This window comes from Wenxinia marina DSM 24838, from assembly GCF_000379485.1.
GTDB classification, from domain to species: Bacteria; Pseudomonadota; Alphaproteobacteria; order Rhodobacterales; family Rhodobacteraceae; genus Wenxinia; species Wenxinia marina.
Map to the genome: position 1 here is coordinate 54844 of NZ_KB902278.1, position 24229 is coordinate 79072.

Sequence of the window (24229 nt, forward strand, 5' to 3'; positions counted from 1 at the left end):
TGCCGACATGAAGGGGCGAGGGCATGTCCGACCTGCGCGACGTGGCGATGACCAGCAAGGCCTGGCCGTTCGAGGAGGCGCGGGCCCTGCTCAAGCGGTTCGACAAGGCCCCGCCGGCCAGCGGGCACGTCCTGTTCGAGACCGGCTACGGCCCGTCCGGCCTGCCCCACATGGGCACCTTCGGCGAGGTGCTGCGCACCACGATGATCCGCCGCGCCTTCGAGGCGATCAGCGACCTGCCCACCCGGCTGATCTGCTTTTCCGACGACCTCGACGGGATGCGCAAGGTGCCGGATAACGTGCCGCAGACCGACATGCTGCGCGAGCATCTGCAGGAACCGCTGACGACGGTGCCCGACCCGTTCGGCACGCACGCCAGCTTCGGCGACCACAACAACGCGATGCTGCGGCGTTTCCTCGACAGCTTCGGGTTCGAGTACGAATTCATCAGCGCGACCGAGTTCTACCGCTCGGGCCGGTTCGACGACACGCTCCGTCTCGCGGCCGAGCGCTACGACGCGATCATGAAGATCATGCTCGCCTCGCTGCGCGAGGAGCGGCAGCAGACCTATTCCTGCTTCCTGCCGATCCACCCCGAGACTGGTCGCGTCCTCTACGTGCCGATGAAGCACGTGGATGGCGCGAAGGGCGAGATCACGTTCGACGACGAGAGCGGGCGGGAATGGACGCTGCCGGTCACGGGCGGCAACGTGAAGCTGCAGTGGAAGCCGGATTTCGGCGCCCGCTGGGCCGCGCTCGGCGTCGATTTCGAGATGTACGGCAAGGACCACTCCACCAACACGCCGATCTACGACGGCATCTGCGAGGTGCTGGGCGGCCGGGCGCCGAACCATTTCACCTACGAGCTGTTCCTCGACGAGTTCGGGCAGAAGATCTCCAAGTCCAAGGGCAACGGCCTGACGATGGACGAGTGGCTGGCCTATGCCGGGACCGACTCGCTGTCCTACTTCATGTTCCAGAAGCCGAAGACCGCGAAGCGGCTGCATTTCGACGTCATCCCCAAGGCGGTGGACGAGTATCACCAGCAGCTGCGGGCGTTCGACGGGCAGGACGAGAAGGCGCGGCTCGCCAACCCGGTCTGGCACATCCACCGCGGCCAGCCGCCGGCGTCGGACATGGTGGTGCCGTTCCAGATGCTGCTGAACCTCGCCGCCGTGTCGGGGGCCGAGGACAAGGACACGCTCTGGGGCTTCATCCGCCGCTACGCGCCGGACGCCTCGCCGCAGACGCATCCGGGCCTCGACGGCGCGGCCGCGGGGGCGGTGCGCTACTACAACGATCGGGTGAAGCCGACCAAGACCTACCGCGCCCCCACCGACACCGAGCGGGCGGCGATGGAGGACCTGAAGGCGCGGCTGCAGGCGTGGGACGGCGAGGCCGATCCCGAGGCGCTGCAGTCGATGGTCTTCGCCGTCGGCAAGGAGCACGGGTTCGAGCCGCTGCGCGACTGGTTCAAGGCGCTTTACGAGGTGCTGCTCGGCGCGTCCGAGGGGCCGCGCTTCGGCGGATTCATCGCGCTGTACGGCGTCGAGAACAGCGTGCGGCTGATCGAGGACGGGCTGGCCGGCAGGCTGGGCTAGCGGAAGCGGACCCGCCAGCAGGCGCGCCACTCCCGCGCCAGCGCCTTCGGCTTCGCGGCGAAGAGGCGCCGGCCGAGGGCAAACGCCTCCGCCTCCTGCGCCTCGATGCGGGCCGCCATCGCCTGCTCCAGCTGCGCGACGAGGTCCGCGTCCAGCGGCGCGTCGGCCAGGTGCGGACGGAAGACGTCGAAATCGTGCCGGTCGCCGAGGAGGTCGGACAGGCGGCTCAGCTCCTCCGCCCGCGGGGTCAGCACCTCCGGCCACAGCCGGCGCAGCAGGCGCGTGTGGTACCAGTTGTACTTCACCCGCTTGCGCCACTCGTGGATCGCGGCTCCGTCGCGGCTCTTCTTCGCGGGCGCCAGGTCGTCGCGGGCGCGGCCGTAGGTGCGAAGGAGACCCAGTTCGAGAGCGTCCCATCCGTTCTCGGTCAGTCGCCACCCGTCAACGTCCTTCCGGATCGCCGCCAGCGCGTCCCGGAAGGCGGCGACTCTGTCGTCCAGATCAGGCGCCGCCATCGCCTCGTCCCGCGCCGCCTCGAAGGCGAGGCGCAGGGGGCGGGTCCGCCGACCGTCGATCCCGGCCGCGCTGTCGCCCGCCATCAGGCGGTCGTAGGTCTCGATCACCGCGGTCCGGTCGCGCAGGTCGGAGAGCAGGCGGGCAGCGTTCCGCATGGACCTGTTCGCGGCGGAGTAGTCCGGAAAGCCGCCCCGCATGAGACGGACGAGGCCGCGCAGCTTCTTCAGCCGCTTGCGGGCGTCATGGATCGCGGCGGCGCGGTCCATGCCGGTCTCGCCGGCCATCGCCGCCTCCGCCGCGTCCATCTGCTCCGACGCGACGCGGCGCAGGAAGGCCTGCACCGACCCGTCGGAGGATTGCAGCGAGTAGGACATGGGGCGCCGAACTCCTCCTGCCGCGGGGCCGTTCCTCAGGGATGTGACGCGGCCACGCGAAAATGCAACCGGACGGCCGTGGCGCCCGTATCTCCTCGCACGATACCGGACTGGAGAGCCCCATGCGCACCGCTCTGACCCTCGCCCTCTGCCTCGCCGCCGCCCCACTCGTCGCCCAGGAGACCTCGGAACGGGCGGGGATCGAGGACGTGATCTCGCGACAGCTGCAGGCCTTCAACGACCGCGACGTCTCCGAGGCGTGGCGCCATGCCAGCCCGATGATCCAGCGCCTGTTCGGCACGGCCGAGAACTTCGGCACGATGGTCGAGACCGGATACCCGATGGTCTGGTCGAACTCCGACGCGCGGTTCCTGGAGCTGGACGAACGCGGCGCGGCGTGGCTGCAGCGGGTTCTGGTCAAGGGCCCGGAGGGCGCGATGCACGTCGTCGAGTACGAGATGATCCGCACCGAGGACGGCTGGAAGATCAACGGCGCCCGCATCCTGCCCGCGCCCGACGTCGGCGTCTGATCCGGCCCGCGGGGCGTTGCGTCCCGCCCCCGCCGGCCGCGCGGCGCGGCCAGCCCCCCTTCACCCCTGCCTGATAGCGATCGCGAACCGCCCGGGTGCAATCCCGACGCGGCCAAGGTCATCGGGCGAGGGGACACGACACATGAACAAGGCGATCACCGACGGTCTGGTCCTGATGCCGCCGCCGTTCGCGGCCGGGCTGGGCGTCTGGTCGAGCGGCGACGGCACGCCGGGGTCCGACACCTACGCCGGCGCAGGGGGCGGGGTCTACGTGCCAGCGGACCAGGATTTCGGCGGCTGCATGGAGCTGGTGAAGACGGCCTCGGTCCAGAAGATCCGCTTCATGGGCGACACGCCGATCCTGCCGGGCTGCTACCTGCGCATCACCGCGCGGGTGAAGGCCGTCGCCGGCGCGCTGCCCCAGGTCCGCATCGCCGGCTGGGCCGGCACCTCGGCCTCGGCGCCGCTGGGCGGCGTGGGGACGGCCGGCCCGGCGACGCAGCTGACCGCCTACGGCGAGGTGGTGGAGGTGTCGGCCATCGTCGGCACCGGCACCCGCGGCGGCGTCGGCATGGTGTGGACCGGCGCGGTCCTCGGGCACCTGGGGCTCGACTTCACCGGACCCAACGGCGGCGTCCTGCGGGTGGACGACATCGTCATCGAGGACATCACGTCCGTCTTCCTGCGGGACATGCTGTCCCAGGTGGACGTGCGCGACTACGGCGCACGGGGCGACGGCACGACGAACGACGCGGCGGCCTTCAACGCCGCGGACGCCGCGGCGGACGGGCGCGAGGTGCTGGTGCCGGCGGGCACCTACTACCTGAACGCCGACGTGACAATGCAGAACCGCGTCCGGTTCGAGGGCAAGGTCGTCGTCCCCGACGACCGCCGCTTCATCTTGCAGAAGGACTTCCACTTCGAAAGCTACCTCGACGCCTTCGGAAACGAGGAGCAGGCGTTCCGCAAGGCCTTCCAGGCGCTGCTGAACTTCTCGGACCACGAGAGCCTCGACCTGTGCGGCCGGCGGATCGGCCTGTCGAAGCCCCTCGACATGCAGGCCTGCGATCCGTCGCGCACGACCTACTTCACCCGGCGCGTCATCCGGAACGGACAGTTCCAGCCGATCGACGGACCCGACTGGACAGCGACCAGCGTGCAGAGCCAGGCGACCTACGCCGCCTCCAGCCCGCTGACCCTGACCAACGTCGCCAACATCGCCAACATCGAGCGCGGCTCCCGCGTCCACGGCAACGGCGTGGGGCGCGAGGTCTACGTGCGCGAGGTGAACGTGGGGCAGCAGCGGATCACCCTGTCGGCGCCGCTCTACGATGCCGAGGGCTCGCAGCACTTCACCTTCGTGCGCTACCGCTATCTCCTCGACTTCTCGGGCTACGACGATCTCGGCCAGTTCGTGATCGACAGCGTGGACTTCCAGTGCAACGGCAAGGCGTCGGCACTGCTGCTGCCGCGGCAGGGGCTGATCTTCCACCTCAAGGACTGCGCCATCAACAAGCCCGAGCACCGGGGCATCACCTCGATCGGGGCGGGCTGCCAGGGGATGCTGATCGACCGCTGCAACTTCCAGTCGAACGAGCAGTCGCTGGCGGTGGCGGACCGCCAGACCATCGCGCTCAACACCAACGCCAACGATCTGAAGATCCGGGACTGCCGGGTCATGATGTTCGCGCATTTCGCGGTCATCGGCGGGTCCGGCTCGGTCATCACCGGCAATCACTGGTTCCACGGGGACGAGACGCCCAACGGCGTGCGCAAGGGCGGCATCATCTTCACCTCGTCCAACATCAAGACGCTGGTGAACGGCAACTACATCGACAACAACTTCATCGAGTGGACGAACGAGCACGACGCGACTCCGGCCCTCGGCACGCAGTTCAGCTTCGGGGGGCTGACGGTCACCGGCAACATCTTCACGGCGAACGACGTGGCGGACTGGTTCCGGTTCTTCGTCATCAAGCCGTACGGGCCGAACCACTACATCCACGGGCTGACCGTCACCTCGAACGTCTTCCGCTCGATCAACGGCTACATCGACCGGGTGGAGGGCGTGGACACGACGTTCGCCTCGCTCGACAACAACCGGATGCGGAACGTGACCGTCGCGGCCAACGTCTTTCACGGCGTCAGCCAGGAGATGCGCAATCCCGTCCTCGTCGAGCACGACCAGCCGACGGCGGACCGGATCTGGGTGGTCGATACCGGGACCGCGCTGCCGTTCGGCGGCTGGGCGCGGACGGTGGAGTCGGTGGTGCCGGCCGGCCGGATCGCGAATGCGTCGGGGACGTCGGTCTACGAGCAGCCGTGGACCGATGCGCCGTACGGCTCTGCCAAGCGGCAGGTGCGCGTGATCTTCGACACGGACGTGACGGGCTCGGTGCGGACGTCGATCCGGATGGACAACCCGAACTGAGGCGGACGGCGGGGCGCCCGCGCCCTGCCCATTCTCGCGGCACCTGGCCCGGTCCCGCCCGCGGCCGGTGTGCCGCGGGTCGCTCGCCTCTGGTCTTGCGCCGCCGCGTCGGTCAGTCTGCCCCGGAATTGCCAGGACCGGGGTCCCGTTGCTCGACCGCGCCACCCTTGCCGAGACCGACAGAGCGCCCGCCCCGCCGCGGGCGCGCGGCGCCGTGCGACTGTCCGCGGTCCCCGGCCCGCGGGCGGCGTCGGTCATCGGCGCGCTGCGGCAGGAAGGCTCGCTGAAGCTGCTGTTCCCGCGCGGTGCCGGACCGTCTCTCGAGGCGGTGCTGCTGAACACCGCCGGCGGGCTGACCGCCGGCGACCGGATGGACGTCGCGGCCGAGGCGATGCCGGGCGCCGCGCTGACCCTGTCCACCCAGGCCGCCGAGCGGGCCTATCGCGCGAACGGGCCCAAACCGGCGTGCAGCCTCGTCCGGCTCTCGGCCGGGGAGGGCGCGGCGCTTCGCTGGCTGCCGCAGGAGACGATCCTCTTCGACGGCTGCGCCCTCGACCGGACGCTCGACCTCGACCTCGCCCCCGGCGCCCGCGCCCTGGTGGCCGAGGCGGTGATCCTCGGCCGCGCGGCGATGGGCGAGACGGTTCGACGGGGCCGCTTCCGCGAGAGCTGGACGGTCCGCACCGATGGCCGCCTCGCCTTCGCCGACCGCCTGCGGCTGGAGGGCGATCCGGCCGCCCTCCTCGCCCGCAGCGCGCCCGGCCACGCCGCCTTCGCCTCGATCCTGCTCGCCGCGCCGGACGCCGCCGCCCGCCTCGACGCCACGCGCGCCGCGCTCGGCCGCCACGGCGGGGCGAGCCTCATCGCCGAGGGCCTGATGTTCGCCCGCCTGACCGCGCCGGACGGGCTGGCGCTGCGCCGTATCCTCGTTCCGCTGCTCGAAACGCTCGGGCAGGCCGATCTTCCAAAAGTCTGGAGGCTGTGACGCCATGCAACTGACCCCCCGGGAAAAGGACAAGCTGCTCATCGCGATGGCGGCCGAGGTCGCCCGCAAGCGCCTCGCCCGCGGGGTGAAGCTGAACTACCCCGAGGCGATCGCGCTCATCACCGACGCCGTGGTCGAGGGCGCCCGCGACGGCCGCTCGGTCGCCGACATGATGGAGGCGGGGGCGCAGGTGATCCGCCGCGACCAATGCATGGAGGGCATCCCCGAGATGATCCACGAGGTGCAGGTCGAGGCCACGTTCCCCGACGGCACCAAGCTCGTCACCGTGCATGACCCCATCCGCTGAACCGATGCTGCGCCGGATCACCGCCGCCGCCCACTTCGCCGCCCGCATCCATGCGGACCAGCGGCGGCGCGGCGCCAGCGACGTGCCGTACGTGAACCACGTGATCGAGGTGGCGGCGCTGGTGGCCGAGGCGGGCGGCGAGGCGTGCGAGGTGATCGCGGCGCTGCTGCACGACGTGGTCGAGGACAGCGACACGACGCTCGACGAGATCGAGGAGAGCTTCGGCTCGGACGTGGCGCGGCTGGTGGACGGCATGACGGACTCGCCGGAGTGGGAGGGGTTGCCCCGGCCGGAGCGCAAGCGGCGGCAGGCCGAGCACATGAAGACCGCGCCCGATGGCGTGCGGCGGATCAAGATCGCTGACCAGACGTCGAACGTGCGCGACATCGTGCGCCTGCCCGAGGCGTGGACGGACGACGATCCCGCGCAGTACCTCGAAGGCGCCGAGCGGGTGGTCGACGCCTGCCGCGGCGCCGCCCCGTGGCTGGAGGCGGCCTTCGACGCCGCCGCGGCCGAAGCGATGCAGAAGATCGGAGGCAAGGTATGATCCCCGGAGAGATCGAGACGGCGGCGGGCGACATCGCCCTCAACGAGGGGCGCGAGGCGATCGTGCTGATGGTGGCGAACACCGGCGACCGGCCGGTGCAGGTGGGCAGCCACTACCACTTCGCCGAGACGAACCCCGCGCTCGACTTCGACCGCGACGCCGCCCGCGGCCGGCGGCTCGACATCGCCGCCGGCACCGCCGTCCGGTTCGAGCCGGGGCAGAGCCGCGAGGTGCGCCTGATCGGGATCGGCGGCGCGCGGCGCATATACGGCTTCAACGGCCGCGTCATGGGCGACCTCTGACATAGCCTTGCGCGACACCGCGAAGCGGGTGTTCAGTGGGCGAACGGGCCGCCGGAAGAGCCCGCCAGCGACAGTGGAGAAGCCGCCATGTGCAACGCCTGCCTCATCGAGAACGTCAAGCGCGAGACCCTGTCGCGCCGCCAGCTCTTCACCGGCGCCGCCGCGGTCGGCGCGGCCAGCGTCGCCGCCGGGCTGATGAGCGCCAGGCCGCTGCTGGCGCAGGCGTCGGGGCGGATCGTCGACCTGACCCACACCTACGACGAGACGTTCCCCACCTTCTCCGGCGAGCCCGGCATCGTCTACGACAAGGTCTACGACCTCGCCGCGGACGGCTACAACCTCTACAAGCTGACCATCGACGAGCATACCGGCACCCACATCGACGCGCCGATGCACTTCTCCGCCGACGGCAACTCGGTCGACGAGATCCCCGTCGAGTCCCTCATGTGCCCGCTCTGCGTCGTCGACATCTCGGCCAAGGCGAGCGAGGATCCCAACGCGATGGTGGAGCCCGAGGACATCGAGGCCTGGACCAGCGCGAACGGCGACCTGCCCGAGGGCGCGCTGGTGGCGATGCACAGCGGCTGGGCGGCGAAGGTCGGCGACGAAAGCTTCCGCGGCGACGGCACCAACCTGGCCTTCCCCGGCTTCTCCAAGGCCGCGACGGACCTGCTGATGGAGGCGGGCGCCGGTGCGATCGGGGTGGACACGCTGTCGCTCGACCCCGGCAACTCGGCCGACTTCGCGGTGCACTATTCGTGGCTGCCGTCGGGCCGGTTCGGGATCGAGTGCCTGACCGGCCTCGACCAGGTTCCGGCGACCGGCGCCACGGCCATCGTCGGCGCGCCGAAGCACCGCGGCGGAACCGGCGGGCCCGGCCGGGTGTTCGCGCTGCTGTGAGCAAGCCGCTGTTTCCCTTCACCGCGTGGATGGAGCCCTGGATCCAAGGCTCCATGATGATCGCCGAGGCACAGGGTGTCATCGCGATGCGGATATGGGGCCTTGCCGGCATGTGGCCGGTGGTGGCGGACGAGAGCCGGCGCATGGTGACGGAGAAGGGCCCCGCCTTCGCCGAGGCCGCGGCGGCCGCGACCGCCGCCGCGATGGCGCTGCAGACGGGGCCGCAGGTGGCGATGGCGACGCTGAAGCCGATCCGCAAGCTGACCCGCGCCAACCACCGTCGCCTTTCGGGGGGCAAACGCTGATGGCGACGCTCCGGCCGCTGTCCGACGATGAGGCGTCGCCCGAGGCGCGCGCCGTCTTCGACGCGATCCGCACCGCCCGCGGCACCGACTTCGTCAACGCCTTCTGGCGCACGCTCGCCCACGACCCGCCGCGGCTGAGGGCGGTGTGGGAGCAGCTGTCGGCCGTCATGGCGCCGGGCGCGCTCGACCCGCTGGTGAAGGAGATGGTCTACGTCGCCGTCTCCACCGCCAACGGCTGCGCCTACTGCGTCCACTCCCACACCGCGGCGGCGAAGGGGAAGGGCATGACGGAGGCGCAGCATGCCGAGCTGCTGTCGGTGATCGGGATGGCCGCACAGACCAACGCGCTGGTGACGGCGCTGGGCGTCGCCCCCGATCCGGAGTTCGACGCGGCGCGGTAATACCGCCAGCCGACTCGCCGGAGATTACGACCGCGACCGTCCCGCATTGCTGTTCGAGGCCCCGGCTCAGGGCCGGGGCGGGTCATCCCCGGAAAACCCGGCCCGGGCTTGACCCGGGGCCTCGACCGATCCCAGCGACCGGGTTTGCGAGCAGGTAACTCAGCCTCCCGACGGAAGCGGCGGGATCGACCGCAGGTACAGGACCACCGCGTCCAGGTCCTCCGGCGTCATCCGGGCGAGGTACGGATAGGGCATCGGCGGCAGCATCGGCGTGCCGTCGGGCCGCACCCCCTGGGTGATCATCGCCTTCAGTTCGTCGTCGGAATAGCTGGCGATGCCGTCCTCGGACGGCGTGATGTTCGGCCCCACGGAGACGCCCCACGGCCCGTGGAACTCCATCCCGCCCTGGCCCATGTGGCCGCCGGCCGGGTCGGACATCGGCCCCATCTCGCCCATCGGCGAATGGCACTCCATGCAGTGCGCAAGGGTGACGACGTAGCCGCCCCACTCCTCCGTGACGCCCGGCTCCGGCGCGCTGACGCTCTCCACCGGCGGGCCGTAGGCGGGCGGCAGGGGGATGTTGTAGGTGCTCTCGGGCACCTCGTTCTCGACCGGCGAAACGGTGCGCAGGAACGCGACGATCGAAGCGAGGTCGTCGTCCGAGATGTGGCGGTACAGCACGATCGGCATCGGCGGGCCGATCACCGTCCCGTCGGGACGGATGCCTTCGCGGATGGCGCGGCCCAGCTCCTCGTCGGTCCAGTCCGCGATCGGGCCGGCCGGCGTGAGGTTCGCGGCGTAGGCCGTGTACATCGGCGTCTCCTCGACCAGCCGCCCGGCCAGCTCCTGCCCGGCCACGGGGCCGTCCGGACCCAGCGGCGTGTGGCAGTTGCCGCAGCCCATCGGGCCGCGCACGAGGTAATCGCCCCGCTCCACCGACACCTCGGCCGAGGCGGTGCCGGCGAGCGCGAACAGTCCGGCGGTCAACAAAAGTCTCATGATAAATCCTTCTTCGCGCGGCCGGCGAAGAAGAGGGCAAAAGCGCCCGTCCGGCCGCTCCCGAAGCAGCCTAGCCTGCGACAGGATGCCGCGCAATCGATGATCTCTCCGCGGGTGAGGCGGGCGTCCGGCGAACCGCCTCGAAAACAGGCAGCCGGGATCAATCCCTTCCGCGGGCTGCCGCCTTGCGCTTGGCAGCACCGCGCGGCCCCTCCAAGGTGGGAGGCGACGAGAAGGAGCCGCCATGCCCGCCACGATCTCCCGCCGCGACTATGCCGCGATGTTCGGCCCCACGACCGGCGACCGGGTGCGGCTCGCCGACACCGAGCTGTGGATCGAGGTCGAGAGCGACCGCACGATCTATGGCGAGGAGGTGAAGTTCGGCGGCGGCAAGGTGATCCGCGACGGCATGGGGCAGAGCCAGGCCACGCGGGCGCAGGGCGCGGTCGACACGGTCATCACCAACGCGCTGATTTTCGACCATTCCGGCATCTACAAGGCCGACATCGGTCTCAAGGACGGGCGCATCGCGAAGATCGGCAAGGCCGGCAATCCCGACACCCAGACCGGCGTCGACATCGTCGTCGGCCCGGGGACCGAGGCCATCGCCGCAGAGGGCCGGATCGTCACCGCGGGCGGGATCGACAGCCACATTCACTTCATCTGCCCGCAGCAGATCGACGACGCGCTCGCGAGCGGCATCACCACGATGATCGGCGGCGGCACCGGCCCGGCGCACGGCACGCTGGCGACGACCTGCACGCCGGGGCCGTGGCACATCGCCAACATGCTGGGCTCGGCCGACGCCTTTCCGATGAACCTGCTGTTCTCGGGCAAGGGCAACGCCGCGCTGCCGGCGGCGCTGGAAGAGCAGGTGCGGGCGGGCGCGGCGGCGCTGAAGCTGCACGAGGACTGGGGCACGACTCCCGCGGCCATCGACTGCTGCCTCTCCGTCTGCGACGCGATGGATGTGCAGGCGATGATCCATACCGACACCCTGAACGAGAGCGGCTTCGTCGAGAACACCGTCGCCGCGCTGAAGGGCCGCACCATCCACGCCTTCCACACCGAGGGCGCGGGCGGCGGGCACGCGCCCGACATCATCCGCATCTGCGGCGAGGCGCACGTGATCCCGTCCTCGACCAACCCCACGCGGCCGTTCACCGTGAACACGCTGGAAGAGCATCTCGACATGCTCATGGTCTGCCACCACCTCGACAAGTCGATTCCCGAGGACGTGGCCTTCGCCGAGAGCCGCATCAGGCGCGAGACCATCGCGGCCGAGGACATCCTGCACGACATGGGCGCCTTCTCGATCATCGCGTCGGACTCCCAGGCGATGGGGCGGGTCGGCGAGGTGATCATCCGCACGTTCCAGACCGCCGACAAGATGAAGCGCCAGCGCGGACGGCTGAACGAGGAGCAGGGGCAGAACGACAATCTCCGCGCCCGCCGCTACATCGCCAAGGTCACGATCAACCCGGCCATCGCCCACGGGATCGCGCACGAGACCGGGTCGGTGGAGGAGGGCAAGCGCGCCGACCTCGTCCTGTGGGACCCCGCCTTCTTCGGCGTGAAGACCGAGATGGTGCTGATCGGCGGCGCCATCGTCGCGGCGCAGATGGGCGACCCCAACGCCTCGATCCCCACGCCGCAGCCGGTCTATACCCGGCCGATGTTCGGCGCCTACGGCCGGACCCGGCTCGCCACGTCCGTCACCTTCGTCAGCAGGGCAGGGCTGGAGGCAGGCGTCGGCCAGGGCTTCGGCAAGCAGGCGGTCGCGGTGGAACGCACGCGCGGCATCGGCAAGGCGGACATGAAGCTGAACGACCGCCTGCCCAAGGTCGAGGTGAACCCCGAGACCTACGAGGTCCGCGCCGACGGCGAACTGCTCACCTGCCAGCCGGCCGAGGTGCTGCCGATGGCGCAGCGGTACTTCCTGTTCTGAGATGGGACGGCTGTACGCCCTCCTCGTCGCCCTCGCGGCCGGCCCCGCGTCGGCGCAGTGCGTCACGCCGGCGGACATGGCGGCCGGGGCCGTCTTCACCCGGGCGAACGGAGATCGCGGGACGGTCGCGGCGATCGCGCCCGACCTCGTCCGGATCGCCTATTCCGCCGGGGCGGGGCAGTCCGACCAGCGGATCGCGCGCCACGGCCTCTACGTCGAACGGCAGGCGGTCGGGTCGTTCCCGCCCGACGTCATCGGCGTCTGGTACGAGGCCGAGATCGACTATTCCTACGCGGGCCGTCCGCCACTCCCCCGCGCGGGCGAGGTGTGGCGGACCACCGTCCGCGTCTCGGGCGAGTCGTCGGACCATTCCGGCATGGTGACGAACCTCGCCGCGACGCTGGCCGCCTCCTTCGCGTTCACCGAGCCCCGGCAGGTGACGCTGGGCGGATGCGCCTACGACGTGCTGACCGCGACCGTCACGCTGAGGGGCGAGGGCCGTGACGAGGACCGGCGCTCGGTCTGGTTCCCGGCGCTGGGCTTCGGCATCGAGACGCAGGTCACCGACCGGGCGGCCGGCCGGGCCTGGACGAACGGCCTGACCGGCCTTACGCCCGCGAGCTGATATGAGCCCAGCGCAAGGCGGCCTTTCGGGATCGGGCCTATGCCGCACCGCAGAAACCACCTACCTCTCCTGTCGAGGGAGCAACAGACACTCGACAGGAGACGCACATGGCCCACACCGCCACCGACGGCTTCACCGCCCCCCGCCCGCGCATCGGCACCCGCATCGCATCGTTCTTCACGATGCTGATGGAGGCCCGTGCCATCGCCCTGCGCATCGACGAGCGCCAGGCCGAGATGCAGCGCCTGATGTCGCTGTCCGACGCCGAGCTCGCACGGCGCGGCCTGCATCGGCACGACATTCCGCGCCACGTCTTCCGCGATCTGATCGCCCTCTGATCGCGACACCGGCCGCGAATCTGCTACTGTCGCCGCGGCGCGAGATTGCGCGCCGCTCGACAGGGGGACGGACCGGCCGATGACACGAACGACTCTCATCCTCGCGGCCGCGGCGCTTGCCTCTGCCGGCGTGGCGACGGCGCAGCAGGCCTGTCCCACGGCCGACAGCCTCGCGCGCGGTATCCGCGTGGAATTCGAGGGCGGCACGACCGAGATCTTTCGCAGCGCCGACCCCGGCGTCATCCGCGTCGACGGGATCGAGGGCGGAGAGCAGACCTACCGGATGGAGGTGGCGCAGGGCACGCACCTGCTCCGGTACGAGGCGCTTCTGCACGGCGTCACCAATCCGTCGACTGTCGTGACCTACGATTACGGCATGCCTCCTCTCGAGATGCCGGTGCCGTCTCCCGGCGGGCGCTGGCAGATCGACGTCGCGGTCGACGGCTTCGACGGCGAACGCCAGGAGGCGCAGTCGCAGGTCTACGACGCGGAGCGGACCGACCAGATCGGCGGTTGCACCTACCGCGTCGTTCCGGTGCTGATCGCCTACGCGACGTCCGACACCTACATCGAGGCTATTGACTACCTGCCCGAACTCGGCATCGGCTACATGGTCTGGAACGAGAGCGACGGCGTGCGCAGCGACCCGCTGACGCCGATCCGCCTGGTCGCCGGCAAATGACCGCGCCCGTCGCCCGCACCGTCCGGCCGCTCGCCGCGGGCGAGGTGCCGGACGACCGTGTCGCTCTCGACTTCGAGGCGCGGCTGGTGCGGCGGCGGCGGCTGACGGGCATGGGCGGGACGGAGTTCGTCGCCGACCTGCCTCAGCTTGCCGACGTGGGGGACGACTGGGCATTCGAGCTGGAGGACGGCCGGCTGGTCGCCGTCATGGCGGCGGACGAGGCGCTGATGGAGGTGCGGTCGGACACGCTGGCCCGGATCGCCTGGCACGTCGGCAACCGCCACACCCCCTGCCGGATCGAGGCGGACCGCCTGCTGCTGCGCCGCGACCCGGTGCTGCGGGCGATGCTGGATGGCCTCGGTGCCGTGGTGACGGACGTCACCGGGCCGTTCCGTCCGGAGGGTGGCGCCTACGGCGCGGGGCGGACGATGGGGCACGACCACGGCGAGGAGGGTCATGCCCATCACCACGATCATGACCACCGGCGCCATCACGGGCACGGCCATTCCCACGACGACCCGTCCCACGGCGCGGCGGACTGAATGGACGCGGCCGCCCTCCTCACGCTGACGCAATGGTTCACGTCCAGCTATCCGACCGGCGGCTTCGCCTGGTCACACGGGCTGGAGGCGGCGGTGGCGGACGGCGCGGTCTCGGACGGCGCCTCGCTGCGGCACTGGCTGGCGCTGGTGATCGAGGAGGGGGCGGGCCGGACCGACACGATCCTGATCGGCGCCGCCCACCGGGCCGAGGCGGACGAACTGACGACGCTGTCCGACCTCGCCGCCGCCCTGTCCCCCTCCGCCAGCCGTCGGGCCGAGACCCTGCGCCAGGGCGCGGCCTTCGCCGCCACGACCCGCGCGGCGTGGGAGATGGACCTGCCCGACCTCGCCTTTCCCGTCGCCGTCGGCCGCGCCGCCCGCCTCGCCGGCCTCCCGGCCGAACCGGTCGCGCTGGCCTACCTGCAGGCGATGGCCGCGAACCTCGTCCAGGCCGCGCTGCGCCTCTTCCCGCTCGGCCAGACCGAGGGGCAGCGCGTCCTTCGCGCGCTGACCCCCCTGATCCTCGATCGCACCGCCGCCGCCGTCCGCCTGCCGGTAAACGAGATCGGCGGCGCATCCTTCCTGCCCGACATCGGCGCGCTGCGGCAGGAGGCAATGGCCGTGCGGCTGTTCCAGTCCTGAGGTCAAGATGTCCCAGAAGTCCCCCAATGGTCCCCTCAAGGTCGGCATCGGCGGCCCGGTGGGCGCCGGCAAGACCACGCTGACCGCCGCGCTGGCGAAGGCACTGAAGGACCGGCTGAGCGTCGCCGTGATCACCAACGACATCTACACCCGCGAGGACGCCGAGGCGCTGATGCGGATGCAGATCCTCCCCGCGGATCGCGTGATGGGTGTCGAGACCGGGGGCTGCCCGCACACCGCCATCCGCGAGGACGCCTCGATCAACCTCGCCGCGGTGGCCGACCTGCGCCAGCGCCACCCGGACCTCGACGTGATCCTGATCGAATCGGGCGGCGACAACCTCAGCGCGACCTTCTCGCCCGAGCTGGCGGACGTGACGCTGTACGTCATCGACACCGCGGCGGGGGAGGACATCCCGCGCAAGGGCGGGCCGGCGATCACGCGGTCGGACCTGCTGGTCGTGAACAAGACCGACCTCGCGCCCCACGTGGGCGCCTCGCTGGAGGTGATGCGCGCCGATGCGGCGCGGATGCGGGGGGAACGACCGACAATCTTCGCCAGCCTCCGGCGCGGCGAGGGGACGGACGAGATCGTGGAGGCGCTGGCCCGGATCGGCGGCCTCTGAGACGGAACGGCCGCCCGGGAAGGGCGGCCGTTTCGCGGTCGGACGAGGTGTTGGTCGGTCAGTTCCTCACGAAGCGGGCGATCAGCGAGATGACGAACAGCGCGGCGAAGATGAAGAAGAGGACCTGCGCGATGCCGGCGGACGCGCCGGCGATCCCGCCGAAGCCGAGGGCGGCGGCGATGAGCGCGATGACCAGAAAGACGAGAGCCCAACTCAGCATGTCGGTCTCCTTGTAACCGATGAAATCGTGACGTGGTCTTGCTGTCGGAACGTCCGGCAGCGTACCGGGGTTCCGGCCGACGCGGCCGCGTCCGCTCAGGAGCGGACCGGGTAGGGACGGATCGGCACGCCCGATGCGGCGTCCGCCGCCAGCGCCGTCCACGAGGCGACGGCCGTCTCGGGTTCGAAATGCTCGGTCCGGGCGGCGGGGCCCAGCCAGGCGCGCATGAGCTTGGCGCGGAGAGAGCGGACAAGGCGGTGATCGCGCAGCTGCAACCCGGCGCCGGTGTCCCAGCGCAGGTCGCGCGGCGTGAGGGCGGCCGACGAGACGATCGCCATCTCGTCGTCGAAGATCGACACGGCCGCGTGCAGCCGCTTCTCTTCGCCGTCCCTCGGCCGGTCGTCTCCCAGCCCGACGAACATCCGCTCACCGAACCCGCGCCGAAGCTCGCCGATCGCGTGGCGCTCGATCAGCGGCCGCCTCGGCCCGTCCCGCTGCGGCAGCAGCAGGATCAGCGACAGGCCGGGTGCCTGCAATCCGGCGCGCGCCAGCGTCCCGGCGAGCCGCAGGTCGGAGAAACCGGCCGTCTCGAGGTAGATCAGCCGGCGCACGCGCAGGGCCATCATCTCGTGCGCGGCGGCGATCTCGGCCGCGACTTCCGTCGGGAGCGGCAGGAACCGCCGGCGCCGGCCGCGGGACGACAGCGTCCGCAGCAGCGTCCGGCCCGGCTGCACACCGCCCTCGGCGCTCCCGGCCAGGAAAGTCTCGAGGTGGCGCTGCGCTTCGGCCACGACCGACCCGCTTACGGTGAGCTGCAGCGCCTCCCACGCGCTCTCCCTTCCGTCGTCGGGTACGAACCCGGGACAGCCGAGGAACAGTCGGTTGCGGTCGGCTACGATCAGCCGTTGCCGGTGCCGGGCGAAGCCAAAGGGCAGGAGGCCCCCGCGGGGCCGCAAGTGGCCGCCGGTGCCGCCGACCAGCGCTGCCAGGCCGGGCATGTCGCGCATCGTGGCGAGACGTTGGGGGACCGCGAGGTCGCTCAGCCGTCTGACGGTGCGCCGGACGTTGTGCCGCGACTGCGGCAGGAAGAGCAGCTTCCACAGCGGACCGGCCCTGGTCGGATGCATCGCGACGATCACCTTCAGGTCGGCGGCCGGCCCCGCCGCCTCGGCCGCCGAGGCAAGGGCGCGACGCGTGCGCCACGCGCGGCGATGCCCCTCGGGCCGGCAGACGCAGTCGTCGTCGGCCAGAACGATGCGCAGCGCGACGCCGCGCCGCAGGACGTGCACGAGCAGGTCAAACCAGTCCTCGCCCAGTTGCCGCCCCCGGACGGAGCGGAGGCGCGTGAAGGGGTCGAAATCGCGGAACGAGGCCCAGACCTCGCGCCGGGCCGACAGGACAAGGTCCTCGGCCGCCGCGAACGCATCCTCGGCCGTGAGGTGACAGCGCACGGTCCCGCCCGGCCGGACCTCACCCAGCTCGAGCGGTCGGTCCAGCCTGAATTCCCCGGTCCTGCTCATGCGCGTTCAAGCCGCGAGTCTCGCGGCAAGTTCCCACGGAGTCACTCTTCCTCGGGGTCGAGGTCGGGAACGGCCGCCGGGCGGAACATGAGGGTCACACGATAGGCGTCGTCGGTCTTCACTGTTTCGTACGTGCCACCCACCTGGACCGCGAACGCGGACAGGAGACGGGCGCCGAGGCCGGTGCCTCCGTCGAGGTCCGCGGTGTCGGCCCCCGGCGCCGGAAGGCTGTTGGAGATTTCGAGCCGCGCTGGCCCGTCTTCCTCGTCCCGGCACAGGCTGACGCGCAGGCTCGGCGTCGCCTCGAGGCCGAGGCCCGCGTACTTCATCGCATTGGTCAGCGCCTCGGTCACGAAGAGGGACAGCGGCACCGCCTGGTCGGGCAGCAGGCGCAGCGGCGCGAAGTCGGTCTGCAGGTCGATCGGCCGGCCCGGCGCCGTCGACAGGCGGACGATCTGCTGCACGATCTCGGACAGCAGTTCCTCGGCGTGGATCGTGGTGAGGCCGCTGGTCTGGTACAGTTCCTTGTGCACCGTCGCGAGACTCATCACCCGCTCCTGCAGGCCGCGGATCAGGCGCTTGGCCTCGGGGGAGCGGGCGGTGCGCATCTGCAGGTTCATGATCGACGCGATGAGCTGCAGGTTGTTCTTCACCCGGTGATGCACCTCGCGCAGGAGCACCTCCTTCTGGTGGATCATGTCCTCCAGCTCGGCCTCGTCGCGCAGGATCGTGTCGGTCATGCGGACGAAGGCATCCGACACCTCGCGGATTTCACGGGGGGCCGTCTCGGTCCGGAGATCGCCCACGATGCGCCCGCCGCCGGCGAACAGGCCCATCGACCGGCGCAACCCGCCGATGTGACGCAGGATCAGCCTGTTCGCCGCGAACCACGCGACGAACAGGCCGCACAGCCACATCGCGACGGGCAGAAGCAGCGGGGACAGGGAAGACGACAGGTCCAGCTCGGCCAGCCCGCGCGGCCAGCTGCCCATCGCGTAGAGGCGGCCGTTCACGATCGGGACGACGGAATAGACACGCTCTTCTCCGTCGACCGCGATGCCGGTGAAAGACAGCGGCTCTGCTCCCGCCAGCAGCTGGAGCGAGCGGTCCGACGGCAGCATTTCCTGGGCGATGTCCGTCGGGACCGACGAGGTGAGAAATCGGCCCTCTCCGTCGAAGGTGACGAGCGTCACCGACCGCTCCACCGGGAGATCGAGGTTCGTCAGCGGGTCGCGCGCGGCCAGCGTAGCCTGGGGGACCGAGATCGAGATCCACCCGATCCGGGTGCCGGCGTCGTCACGCACCGGATTGGTCACGCCGACGATCGACACGCCGGAAACCGCGCCGCGCGGATTGATGTAGAACATCGGCTGATCGGAGTTCCGGAACTGACCGTAGCCGACACTGCCGGTGGCATCGACTGGTCCCTCGGCGGTCGAGCATTCGATCATCCCGTCGTTGGGGATGTAACCGATGAACGCGAATTCGGGGTTCGGGTCGGCGACGCGCCGCATCGCCGCCGAGCAGGCCTCGGGGTCGTCCAGGATATCGGAAACCGTCGCGGCAAGTCCGGCCGCGACGCCCTGTGCCTCGCTCAGCAGGCGGACCTCGCGGCTCGCGGCGCGCAGCGTGACGCCCATCAGGGCCGCCTGGCTGCGGCCCTGAGCCTCGCGGATGACGGCGAGCGTCTGCAGCAGGGCGATCACCCCCAGCGGCAGCAGCGCTACCGCGACGGAAAGTGAAAGCTGGACCCCGAGCTTGTCGAAGAAACGCCGGAGCGGCCGCCCCGGGGCGGTAGTCATGCCGCCTGCACTCCCGACTTGCCCATGATGCTCATCGTGGCCGCGTCGCCGCCCAGAAGGACGTCCTCGCCGTCCTCGAGGTGCAGCAGCTCGGCAAGTCGGGCGCGGGCCCGGCTGGCGCGGCTCTTCACCGTGCCGACCTTGACGCCCATCATGTCGGCCGCCTCGTCGTAACCGAAGCCGGACGCGCCGACGAGGATCAGGACCTCGCGATGCTCGGCCGACAGCTGGTCGAAGGCGCGCTTGAAGTCGCTCATCGCAAGCCGGCCGTCATGGCTCGGCTTCTCGAACAGCGTCTCGGAATAGGCCCCGTCCGGATCGGGGACCTCGCGCTTGCGCTTGCGGCGGTCGGAATAGAACGTGTTCCGCAGGATGGTGAACAGCCACGCCCGCATGTTCGAGCCGGGCTGGAACGTGTTGATCTTGGTCCAGGCCTTCACGATCGTGTCCTGCACGAGATCGTCGGCGTTGGCCGAGTTGCGGGTCAGGGACAGCGCAAAGGCCCGGAGCGGCTTGAGGTGCTCCTGGATTTCGTCTCGCGGATCGGCGTGATCGCTCATTCACGGCCCTCCTTGTCGCGGAGCTTGTCGAGAAGGTCCTTGAACTTGTCCGGTATCTCCTCGTTCAGCGCGTCCTCGTACACCCGACGCAGATTGTCATTGATCTGCCTCCGGATGGTGGACTTGCTCGGCTGCTCCGCCATATCAACCCCTGTCATCAACGTTCCCCTGCGCCGCATTCGGAACCAAACTGCGGGCAGGTGTGTTCGGTTCCCAAGGACCTTAGTGGGGAGCACTCAATGTCAAAAGATATCGCGGCGGTGGTGGGGGAAAATCTGCCCTACCTGCGGCGCTACGCGCGGGCGCTGACGGGCAGTCAGACCACCGGCGACACCTATGCTGCGGCAACGCTGGAAGCGCTTATCGCCGACCCGTCGATGATGGAAACCGAGAGCTCGCCCAAGGTGGCGCTGTTCCACACGTTCCACATGATCTGGTCGTCGTCGGGCGCCCCGCTCGGCGCGCCGGACGATGCGATCTCGGCGCGGGCGCAGCATCACCTTGCCAAGCTGACGCCGAAGACGCGCGAGGCGCTCCTGCTGTCCACGATCGAGGGCTTCACCGACCCCGAGATCGCCGGGATCATGCAGATCGACCTCGACGAAGCGGCGCAGCTGCAGGAGATCGCCGTCAACGAGATGTCGGAGTCGGTCTCGGGCCGGGTCATGATCATCGAGGACGAGGCCATCATCGCGATGGACCTTCAGGCCACGGTGCAGGAGCTGGGTCACGACGTGACCGGCATCGCCCGCACCCGCAAGGAGGCGGTGGCGCTCGCCAAGACGACGACGCCGGACCTGATCCTCGCCGACATCCAGCTGGCCGACAACTCGTCCGGCATCGAGGCGGTCAAGGACATCCTCGCCGATCACCCGGAAATTCCGGTCGTCTTCATCACCGCCTTCCCCGAGCGGCTGCTGACCGGCGAGCGGCCGGAACCGGCGTTCCTCATCACCAAGCCCTATGTCGAGGCGCAGGTGCGATCGGCAGTGAGCCAGGCGATGTTCTTCGCCTCGACCGAGACGCTTCACGCCTGACCGAGGCGCATCCCATCGGACGAGGGCCGGCCGCCACGCGGTCGGCCCTTTTCATTCGTGGTCAGGTCCGCTCGTCGAAGCGGGACAGAAGATTCAGCACCATCTCGTCCGTGAAGGGGCGGTGCAGGACCGGCCAGCGCCCCGCCGGCATCCGCGTCTCCGCCAGCTCGCCGAACAGCACGACCTGGCCGCCGCGCGCGGTGATCTCGGTTTCCAGCCGCGAGCCGGCGAAGGTGTCGGGGTCCGTCTCGACCACCGCGACCTGCAGATCGGACACGTCCGGCAACCGCTCCAGCGCCTCCTCGGGCGAGCGGCACACCATGATCGGGCCTTTTCCGAACGCGTCCTGAAGCGTCAGGGCGAGGTCTTCGGCAATCACCTCGTGCCTGACGAGCACCAGGCACGCGGGCTTGCGCAGTCTTGTCTTGTCCAACGGTCCACCGCCTCTTCGTCACCGTGGACATGACGTGCAATGACGACGCCTTCATTAACCTAGTACATACCGCTACAACTATTCGCATGAAGTTCGACTGCACGTCCTGCCCGCTGCGCCGCCACGAGGTCTTCGAGAAGATGACCCCGGAAGAGGTCGCCTTCATGATGGAGTTCAAGTCGGGAGAGATGACGGTCGATCCGGGTGCCACGATCCTGATGCAGGGCTCGAACTCGCCGCAGACCTTCACCGTCCTCGACGGCATCGGCGTGCGCTACCTGATGCTCGAGAACGGCCGCCGTCAGGTCATCAACTTCCTGTTTCCCGGTGACTTCCTCGGCCTTCAGGCCAGCATGACCGGCGAACTCGGCCATTCGATCGACGCGGTCACGCCGATGACCCTGTGCGCCTTCCAGCGCAAGGACTTCTGGCAGCTGTTCCGCCAGCATCCCGAGCGCGCCTACGACCTCACCTGGATCGCCGCGACCGAGCATCACTTCCTCGGCGAGACGATCGCCAGCCTCGGCCAGCGCTCGGCGATCGAGAGGGTGAGCTGGGCGCTGGTGCGGATCTACCAGCGGCTCGAGGCGGTCGGCCTCGCCCGGCAGGGGCAGACCCGGCTGCCGATCCGGCAACAGGATCTGGCGGATGCGCTGGGCCTGTCGCTGGTCCACACCAACAAGACACTGGGCGAGCTGCGGCGCCGTCAGCTCGCCCACTGGCGCGACGGCCTGCTCCGGCTCAACGATCTGGAAGAGCTGGCGCGGATCGCCATGATCGAGCTCGAGCCGATCCAGACTCGGCCCCTGATCTGAGAGACCCATGTCCCTGAAATTCGCCGACAGCCTGTCCCGCCTCGGGACCGAATCCGCCTTCGTCGTCCTCGCCCGCGCACAGGAGCTTGCCGCCTCGGGCCGCGACGTCATCAACCTCGGGATCGGCCAGCCAGACTTCCGCACGCCCGAGCACATCGTCGAGGCGGGCATCCGCGCCCTGCGCGACGGCCACCACGGATATACCCCCGCGACCGGGATCCCCGCGCTGCGCGAGGCGGTGGCGGCGGACCTGCACCGCCGCCACGGCGCCGAGGTGGACCCCGGCTGCGTCGTCGTCGTCCCGGGCGGCAAGCCGACGATGTTCTTCGCCGTCCTGATGTTCGGCCAGCCGGGCGCAGAGATCCTGTATCCCAATCCCGGGTTCCCGATCTACGAATCCGTCATCCGCTACTCCGGGGCGGAGGCCGTGCCCTACCCGCTGGAAGAGGCGACGGGCTACGCCTTTTCGGCCGAGGACGTGCTGTCGCGGATCACGCCGGCGACCCGCCTTCTCATCATCAACAGCCCGGCCAACCCGACGGGCGGCGTGACGCCCAAGGAAGAGATCGACCGTCTCGTCGCCGGTCTCGCCGACCATCCGCAGGTCGCGCTCCTGTCCGACGAGATCTACAGCCAGATGCTGTACGACGGGCGCGAGCACGTCTCGCTGCTGCGCTATCCCGAGATCCGCGACCGGCTGATCCTGCTGGACGGCTGGTCCAAGACCTACGCCATGACCGGCTGGCGCCTCGGCTATGCGGTCTGGCCGGCGGCGGCGGTGCCGCACGTCACCCGCCTCTGCATCAACGACCATTCCTGCGTGAACGCGAGCGCGCAATATGCCGGTCTCGCCGCCCTGACCGGCCCGCAGGACGAGGTGACCGCGATGGTCGCGCAGTTCGACGCGCGACGGCGCGTGATCGTGGACGCCCTGAACGCCCTGCCGGGGATGCGGTGCCCCGATCCCGGCGGCGCCTTCTATGCCTTCGCCAACGTCGAGGGGACGGGCCTCACCTCCCGCCAGGCGCAGGACCGATTCCTCGAGGAGGCGGGCGTCGCCACCGTGTCGGGGACGTCCTTCGGCGCATGGGGCGAGGGGTATCTGCGCTTCAGCTATGCCAACTCCACCGACAACATCCGCGAGGCGATGCGGCGGATCGGCGAGGTGCTGTGATGCAGGCGGGCCCGCGCATCCTGATCACCGGCGCGGCCGGGATGATCGGCCGCAAGCTGACGGCGGCGCTGGCGGCGGACGGCCTCGGCGGGCGGCCGGTGGCTGCGCTGCACCTCGTCGACGTGGTGCGGCCGGAGCCGCCCGAGAGCTTCGCCGGCGAGGTGGCGGCGACGGTCGCGGATCTCTCCGACGAGGGCGTGGCCGAGGCGCTGCTGTCCGGCCGCCCCGACATCGTCTTCCACCTCGCCGCCATCGTTTCGGGCGAGGCGGAGGCGGATTTCGACAAGGGCTACCGGATCAACCTCGACGGCACCCGCGCGCTGTTCGAAGCGGCCCGAAGGCAGGGCGGGGACTATCGCCCGCGCATCGTCTTCTCGTCCTCCATCGCGGTCTTCGGCACGCCGTTTCCCGAGGTCATCCCCGACGACTACGTCCTGTCGCCCCGCACCAGCTATGGCGTGCAGAAGGCCGCGGGAGAGTTGCTGCTGTCCGACTACTCCCGCCGCGGCTTCATCGATGGCGTCGCGCTGCGCCTGCCGACGGTGTGCATCCGCCCGGGCCGGCCGAACCTCGCCGCGTCGGGCTTCTTCTCGGGCATCCTGCGCGAGCCGCTGAACGGCCAGCGCGCCGTCCTGCCGGTGTCGCCCGATGTCCGCCACTGGTTCGCCAGCCCCCGCTCCGCCGTCGGCTTCCTGCTGCACGCCGCCACCCTGCCGGCCGAGCGGCTGGACAAGCGCCGCTGCCTGACCATGCCGGGCTTCTCGGCCACCGTCGCCGAGCAGATCGAGGCGCTGGGTCGAGTGGCCGGAGCGGACGCCGTCGCCCTCATCGACCACGTGCCGGACCCGGACATCGCCCGCATCGTCGACAGTTGGCCCCGCGCCTTCGAGACGCCCCGCGCCGTGGCGCTGGGTTTCCGGGCCGAGACGGACATGGACGAGATCGTACAGGTCTACATCGAGGACGAGCTGGAAGGCGCCCGGCGCTCCTGACCGAGCCGCGCAGGCCTGAAGAAGCAGGTCTCTGCCATCGCAGCGGCGTCGCGGCGCGGTCCCCTTGACAGGTCTT

Annotated in this window: 29 protein-coding genes; 21 read left to right on the forward strand and 8 right to left on the reverse strand. The window is 70.3% G+C overall.

The window, feature by feature from the left end; translation table 11 throughout:
- Positions 1-23 precede the first annotated feature (23 nt).
- Positions 24-1601 (forward strand): lysine--tRNA ligase, encoded by a 1578-nt coding sequence (locus A37W_RS0103700; protein WP_018301676.1) that lies wholly within the window; start codon positions 24-26, stop codon positions 1599-1601.
- Here the strand turns inward: A37W_RS0103700 and A37W_RS22690 are convergent.
- A complete protein-coding gene (locus A37W_RS22690) occupies positions 1598-2491 on the reverse strand; it encodes a CHAD domain-containing protein (RefSeq protein WP_018301677.1) in 894 nt (297 codons plus the stop codon). The genes A37W_RS0103700 and A37W_RS22690 overlap by 4 nt on opposite strands.
- Positions 2492-2613: 122 nt before the next feature.
- Between A37W_RS22690 and A37W_RS0103710 the strand changes: the two genes are divergently transcribed.
- The 9 genes from A37W_RS0103710 (at position 2614) to A37W_RS0103750 (ending at position 9199) form a co-directional block, all read left to right on the forward strand.
- Entirely contained in the window at positions 2614-3021 is a 408-nt protein-coding gene (locus A37W_RS0103710) for a DUF4864 domain-containing protein (RefSeq protein WP_018301678.1), read from the forward strand.
- Positions 3022-3163: 142 nt separating this feature from the next.
- Positions 3164-5452: a glycosyl hydrolase family 28-related protein gene (locus tag A37W_RS0103715; protein ID WP_018301679.1), complete on the forward strand. Its 2289-nt coding sequence runs from the start codon at positions 3164-3166 to the stop codon at positions 5450-5452.
- A 214-nt stretch (positions 5453-5666) separates the two neighbouring features.
- Positions 5667-6437, forward strand: coding sequence for an urease accessory protein UreD (locus A37W_RS0103720; RefSeq protein WP_229666023.1), 771 nt, complete (start codon positions 5667-5669; stop codon positions 6435-6437).
- 4 nt (positions 6438-6441) lie between these two features.
- A complete protein-coding gene (locus tag A37W_RS0103725; RefSeq protein WP_018301681.1) occupies positions 6442-6744 on the forward strand; it encodes an urease subunit gamma in 303 nt (100 codons plus the stop codon).
- A complete protein-coding gene (locus tag A37W_RS0103730) occupies positions 6728-7291 on the forward strand; it encodes an HD domain-containing protein (protein ID WP_026198274.1) in 564 nt (187 codons plus the stop codon). Before A37W_RS0103725 ends, A37W_RS0103730 begins: the two co-directional genes overlap by 17 nt.
- Positions 7288-7593, forward strand: coding sequence for an urease subunit beta (locus A37W_RS0103735; RefSeq protein WP_018301683.1), 306 nt, complete (start codon positions 7288-7290; stop codon positions 7591-7593). Before A37W_RS0103730 ends, A37W_RS0103735 begins: the two co-directional genes overlap by 4 nt.
- A gap of 87 nt (positions 7594-7680) precedes the next feature.
- Positions 7681-8493, forward strand: coding sequence for a cyclase family protein (locus A37W_RS0103740; RefSeq protein WP_018301684.1), 813 nt, complete (start codon positions 7681-7683; stop codon positions 8491-8493).
- Positions 8490-8798 (forward strand): hypothetical protein, encoded by a 309-nt coding sequence (locus tag A37W_RS0103745; RefSeq protein ID WP_018301685.1) that lies wholly within the window; start codon positions 8490-8492, stop codon positions 8796-8798. The genes A37W_RS0103740 and A37W_RS0103745 overlap by 4 nt, the downstream gene beginning before the upstream one ends.
- Positions 8798-9199, forward strand: coding sequence for a carboxymuconolactone decarboxylase family protein (locus A37W_RS0103750; protein ID WP_018301686.1), 402 nt, complete (start codon positions 8798-8800; stop codon positions 9197-9199). Before A37W_RS0103745 ends, A37W_RS0103750 begins: the two co-directional genes overlap by 1 nt.
- 159 nt (positions 9200-9358) lie before the next feature.
- Here the strand turns inward: A37W_RS0103750 and A37W_RS0103755 are convergent, their stop codons facing one another.
- Positions 9359-10198 carry a c-type cytochrome gene (locus tag A37W_RS0103755; RefSeq protein WP_047772415.1) on the reverse strand — a complete coding sequence of 280 codons (840 nt, stop codon included), beginning with the start codon at positions 10196-10198 and terminating at the stop codon, positions 9359-9361.
- Between the two features lie 244 nt (positions 10199-10442).
- Between A37W_RS0103755 and ureC the strand changes: the two genes are divergently transcribed.
- The 7 genes from ureC (at position 10443) to ureG (ending at position 15600) form a co-directional block, all read left to right on the forward strand.
- Positions 10443-12146 (forward strand): urease subunit alpha, encoded by a 1704-nt coding sequence (ureC, locus tag A37W_RS0103760; protein WP_018301688.1) that lies wholly within the window; start codon positions 10443-10445, stop codon positions 12144-12146.
- Between the two features lies 1 nt (position 12147).
- On the forward strand, positions 12148-12771 hold the full coding sequence (locus A37W_RS0103765; protein ID WP_018301689.1) for a hypothetical protein: 624 nt from the start codon (positions 12148-12150) through the stop codon (positions 12769-12771).
- Between the two features lie 107 nt (positions 12772-12878).
- Positions 12879-13109 carry a hypothetical protein gene (locus A37W_RS0103770; protein ID WP_018301690.1) on the forward strand — a complete coding sequence of 77 codons (231 nt, stop codon included), beginning with the start codon at positions 12879-12881 and terminating at the stop codon, positions 13107-13109.
- 79 nt (positions 13110-13188) lie between these two features.
- The gene (locus tag A37W_RS0103775; RefSeq protein WP_018301691.1) at positions 13189-13791 is read left to right on the forward strand and encodes a hypothetical protein; all 603 of its coding nucleotides are present in this window, start codon (positions 13189-13191) and stop codon (positions 13789-13791) included.
- Positions 13788-14333: an urease accessory protein UreE gene (locus A37W_RS20900; RefSeq protein WP_018301692.1), complete on the forward strand. Its 546-nt coding sequence runs from the start codon at positions 13788-13790 to the stop codon at positions 14331-14333. The genes A37W_RS0103775 and A37W_RS20900 overlap by 4 nt, the downstream gene beginning before the upstream one ends.
- A complete protein-coding gene (locus A37W_RS0103785; protein WP_018301693.1) occupies positions 14334-14975 on the forward strand; it encodes an urease accessory protein UreF in 642 nt (213 codons plus the stop codon).
- A 7-nt stretch (positions 14976-14982) separates the two neighbouring features.
- On the forward strand, positions 14983-15600 hold the full coding sequence (gene ureG, locus A37W_RS0103790; RefSeq protein WP_018301694.1) for an urease accessory protein UreG: 618 nt from the start codon (positions 14983-14985) through the stop codon (positions 15598-15600).
- Positions 15601-15658: 58 nt separating this feature from the next.
- Here ureG and A37W_RS23130 read toward each other — a convergent pair whose 3' ends face one another.
- The 5 genes from A37W_RS23130 to A37W_RS0103820 form a co-directional block, all read right to left on the reverse strand.
- The gene (locus A37W_RS23130) at positions 15659-15820 is read right to left on the reverse strand and encodes a DUF1328 domain-containing protein (protein WP_018301695.1); all 162 of its coding nucleotides are present in this window, start codon (positions 15818-15820) and stop codon (positions 15659-15661) included.
- A gap of 95 nt (positions 15821-15915) precedes the next feature.
- Positions 15916-17340 carry a phospholipase D-like domain-containing protein gene (locus tag A37W_RS0103800; protein WP_018301696.1) on the reverse strand — a complete coding sequence of 475 codons (1425 nt, stop codon included), beginning with the start codon at positions 17338-17340 and terminating at the stop codon, positions 15916-15918.
- Between the two features lie 41 nt (positions 17341-17381).
- Positions 17382-19142 carry a sensor histidine kinase gene (locus A37W_RS20905; protein ID WP_018301697.1) on the reverse strand — a complete coding sequence of 587 codons (1761 nt, stop codon included), beginning with the start codon at positions 19140-19142 and terminating at the stop codon, positions 17382-17384.
- The gene (locus A37W_RS0103815) at positions 19139-19702 is read right to left on the reverse strand and encodes an RNA polymerase sigma factor (protein ID WP_018301698.1); all 564 of its coding nucleotides are present in this window, start codon (positions 19700-19702) and stop codon (positions 19139-19141) included. Before A37W_RS0103815 ends, A37W_RS20905 begins: the two co-directional genes overlap by 4 nt.
- Entirely contained in the window at positions 19699-19860 is a 162-nt protein-coding gene (locus tag A37W_RS0103820) for a NepR family anti-sigma factor (RefSeq protein WP_254656008.1), read from the reverse strand. The genes A37W_RS0103815 and A37W_RS0103820 overlap by 4 nt, the downstream gene beginning before the upstream one ends.
- 81 nt (positions 19861-19941) lie before the next feature.
- Between A37W_RS0103820 and A37W_RS0103825 the strand changes: the two genes are divergently transcribed.
- The gene (locus A37W_RS0103825; RefSeq protein WP_026198276.1) at positions 19942-20739 is read left to right on the forward strand and encodes a response regulator; all 798 of its coding nucleotides are present in this window, start codon (positions 19942-19944) and stop codon (positions 20737-20739) included.
- A gap of 61 nt (positions 20740-20800) precedes the next feature.
- On the opposite strand, the gene A37W_RS0103830 is transcribed toward A37W_RS0103825, so the two are convergent.
- Positions 20801-21172 (reverse strand): hypothetical protein, encoded by a 372-nt coding sequence (locus A37W_RS0103830; protein ID WP_156169456.1) that lies wholly within the window; start codon positions 21170-21172, stop codon positions 20801-20803.
- Positions 21173-21258: 86 nt separating this feature from the next.
- Here A37W_RS0103830 and A37W_RS0103835 point away from each other — a divergent pair, with 86 nt between their 5' ends.
- The 3 genes from A37W_RS0103835 to denD are packed head-to-tail and all read left to right on the forward strand — an operon-like array spanning position 21259 to position 24153.
- Positions 21259-21987: a Crp/Fnr family transcriptional regulator gene (locus tag A37W_RS0103835; RefSeq protein ID WP_018301702.1), complete on the forward strand. Its 729-nt coding sequence runs from the start codon at positions 21259-21261 to the stop codon at positions 21985-21987.
- Between the two features lie 7 nt (positions 21988-21994).
- The gene (locus A37W_RS0103840; RefSeq protein ID WP_018301703.1) at positions 21995-23161 is read left to right on the forward strand and encodes a pyridoxal phosphate-dependent aminotransferase; all 1167 of its coding nucleotides are present in this window, start codon (positions 21995-21997) and stop codon (positions 23159-23161) included.
- Positions 23161-24153, forward strand: a complete 993-nt coding sequence (gene denD / locus A37W_RS0103845; protein WP_018301704.1) for a D-erythronate dehydrogenase — start codon at positions 23161-23163, stop codon at positions 24151-24153. The genes A37W_RS0103840 and denD overlap by 1 nt, the downstream gene beginning before the upstream one ends.
- Positions 24154-24229 lie beyond the last annotated feature (76 nt).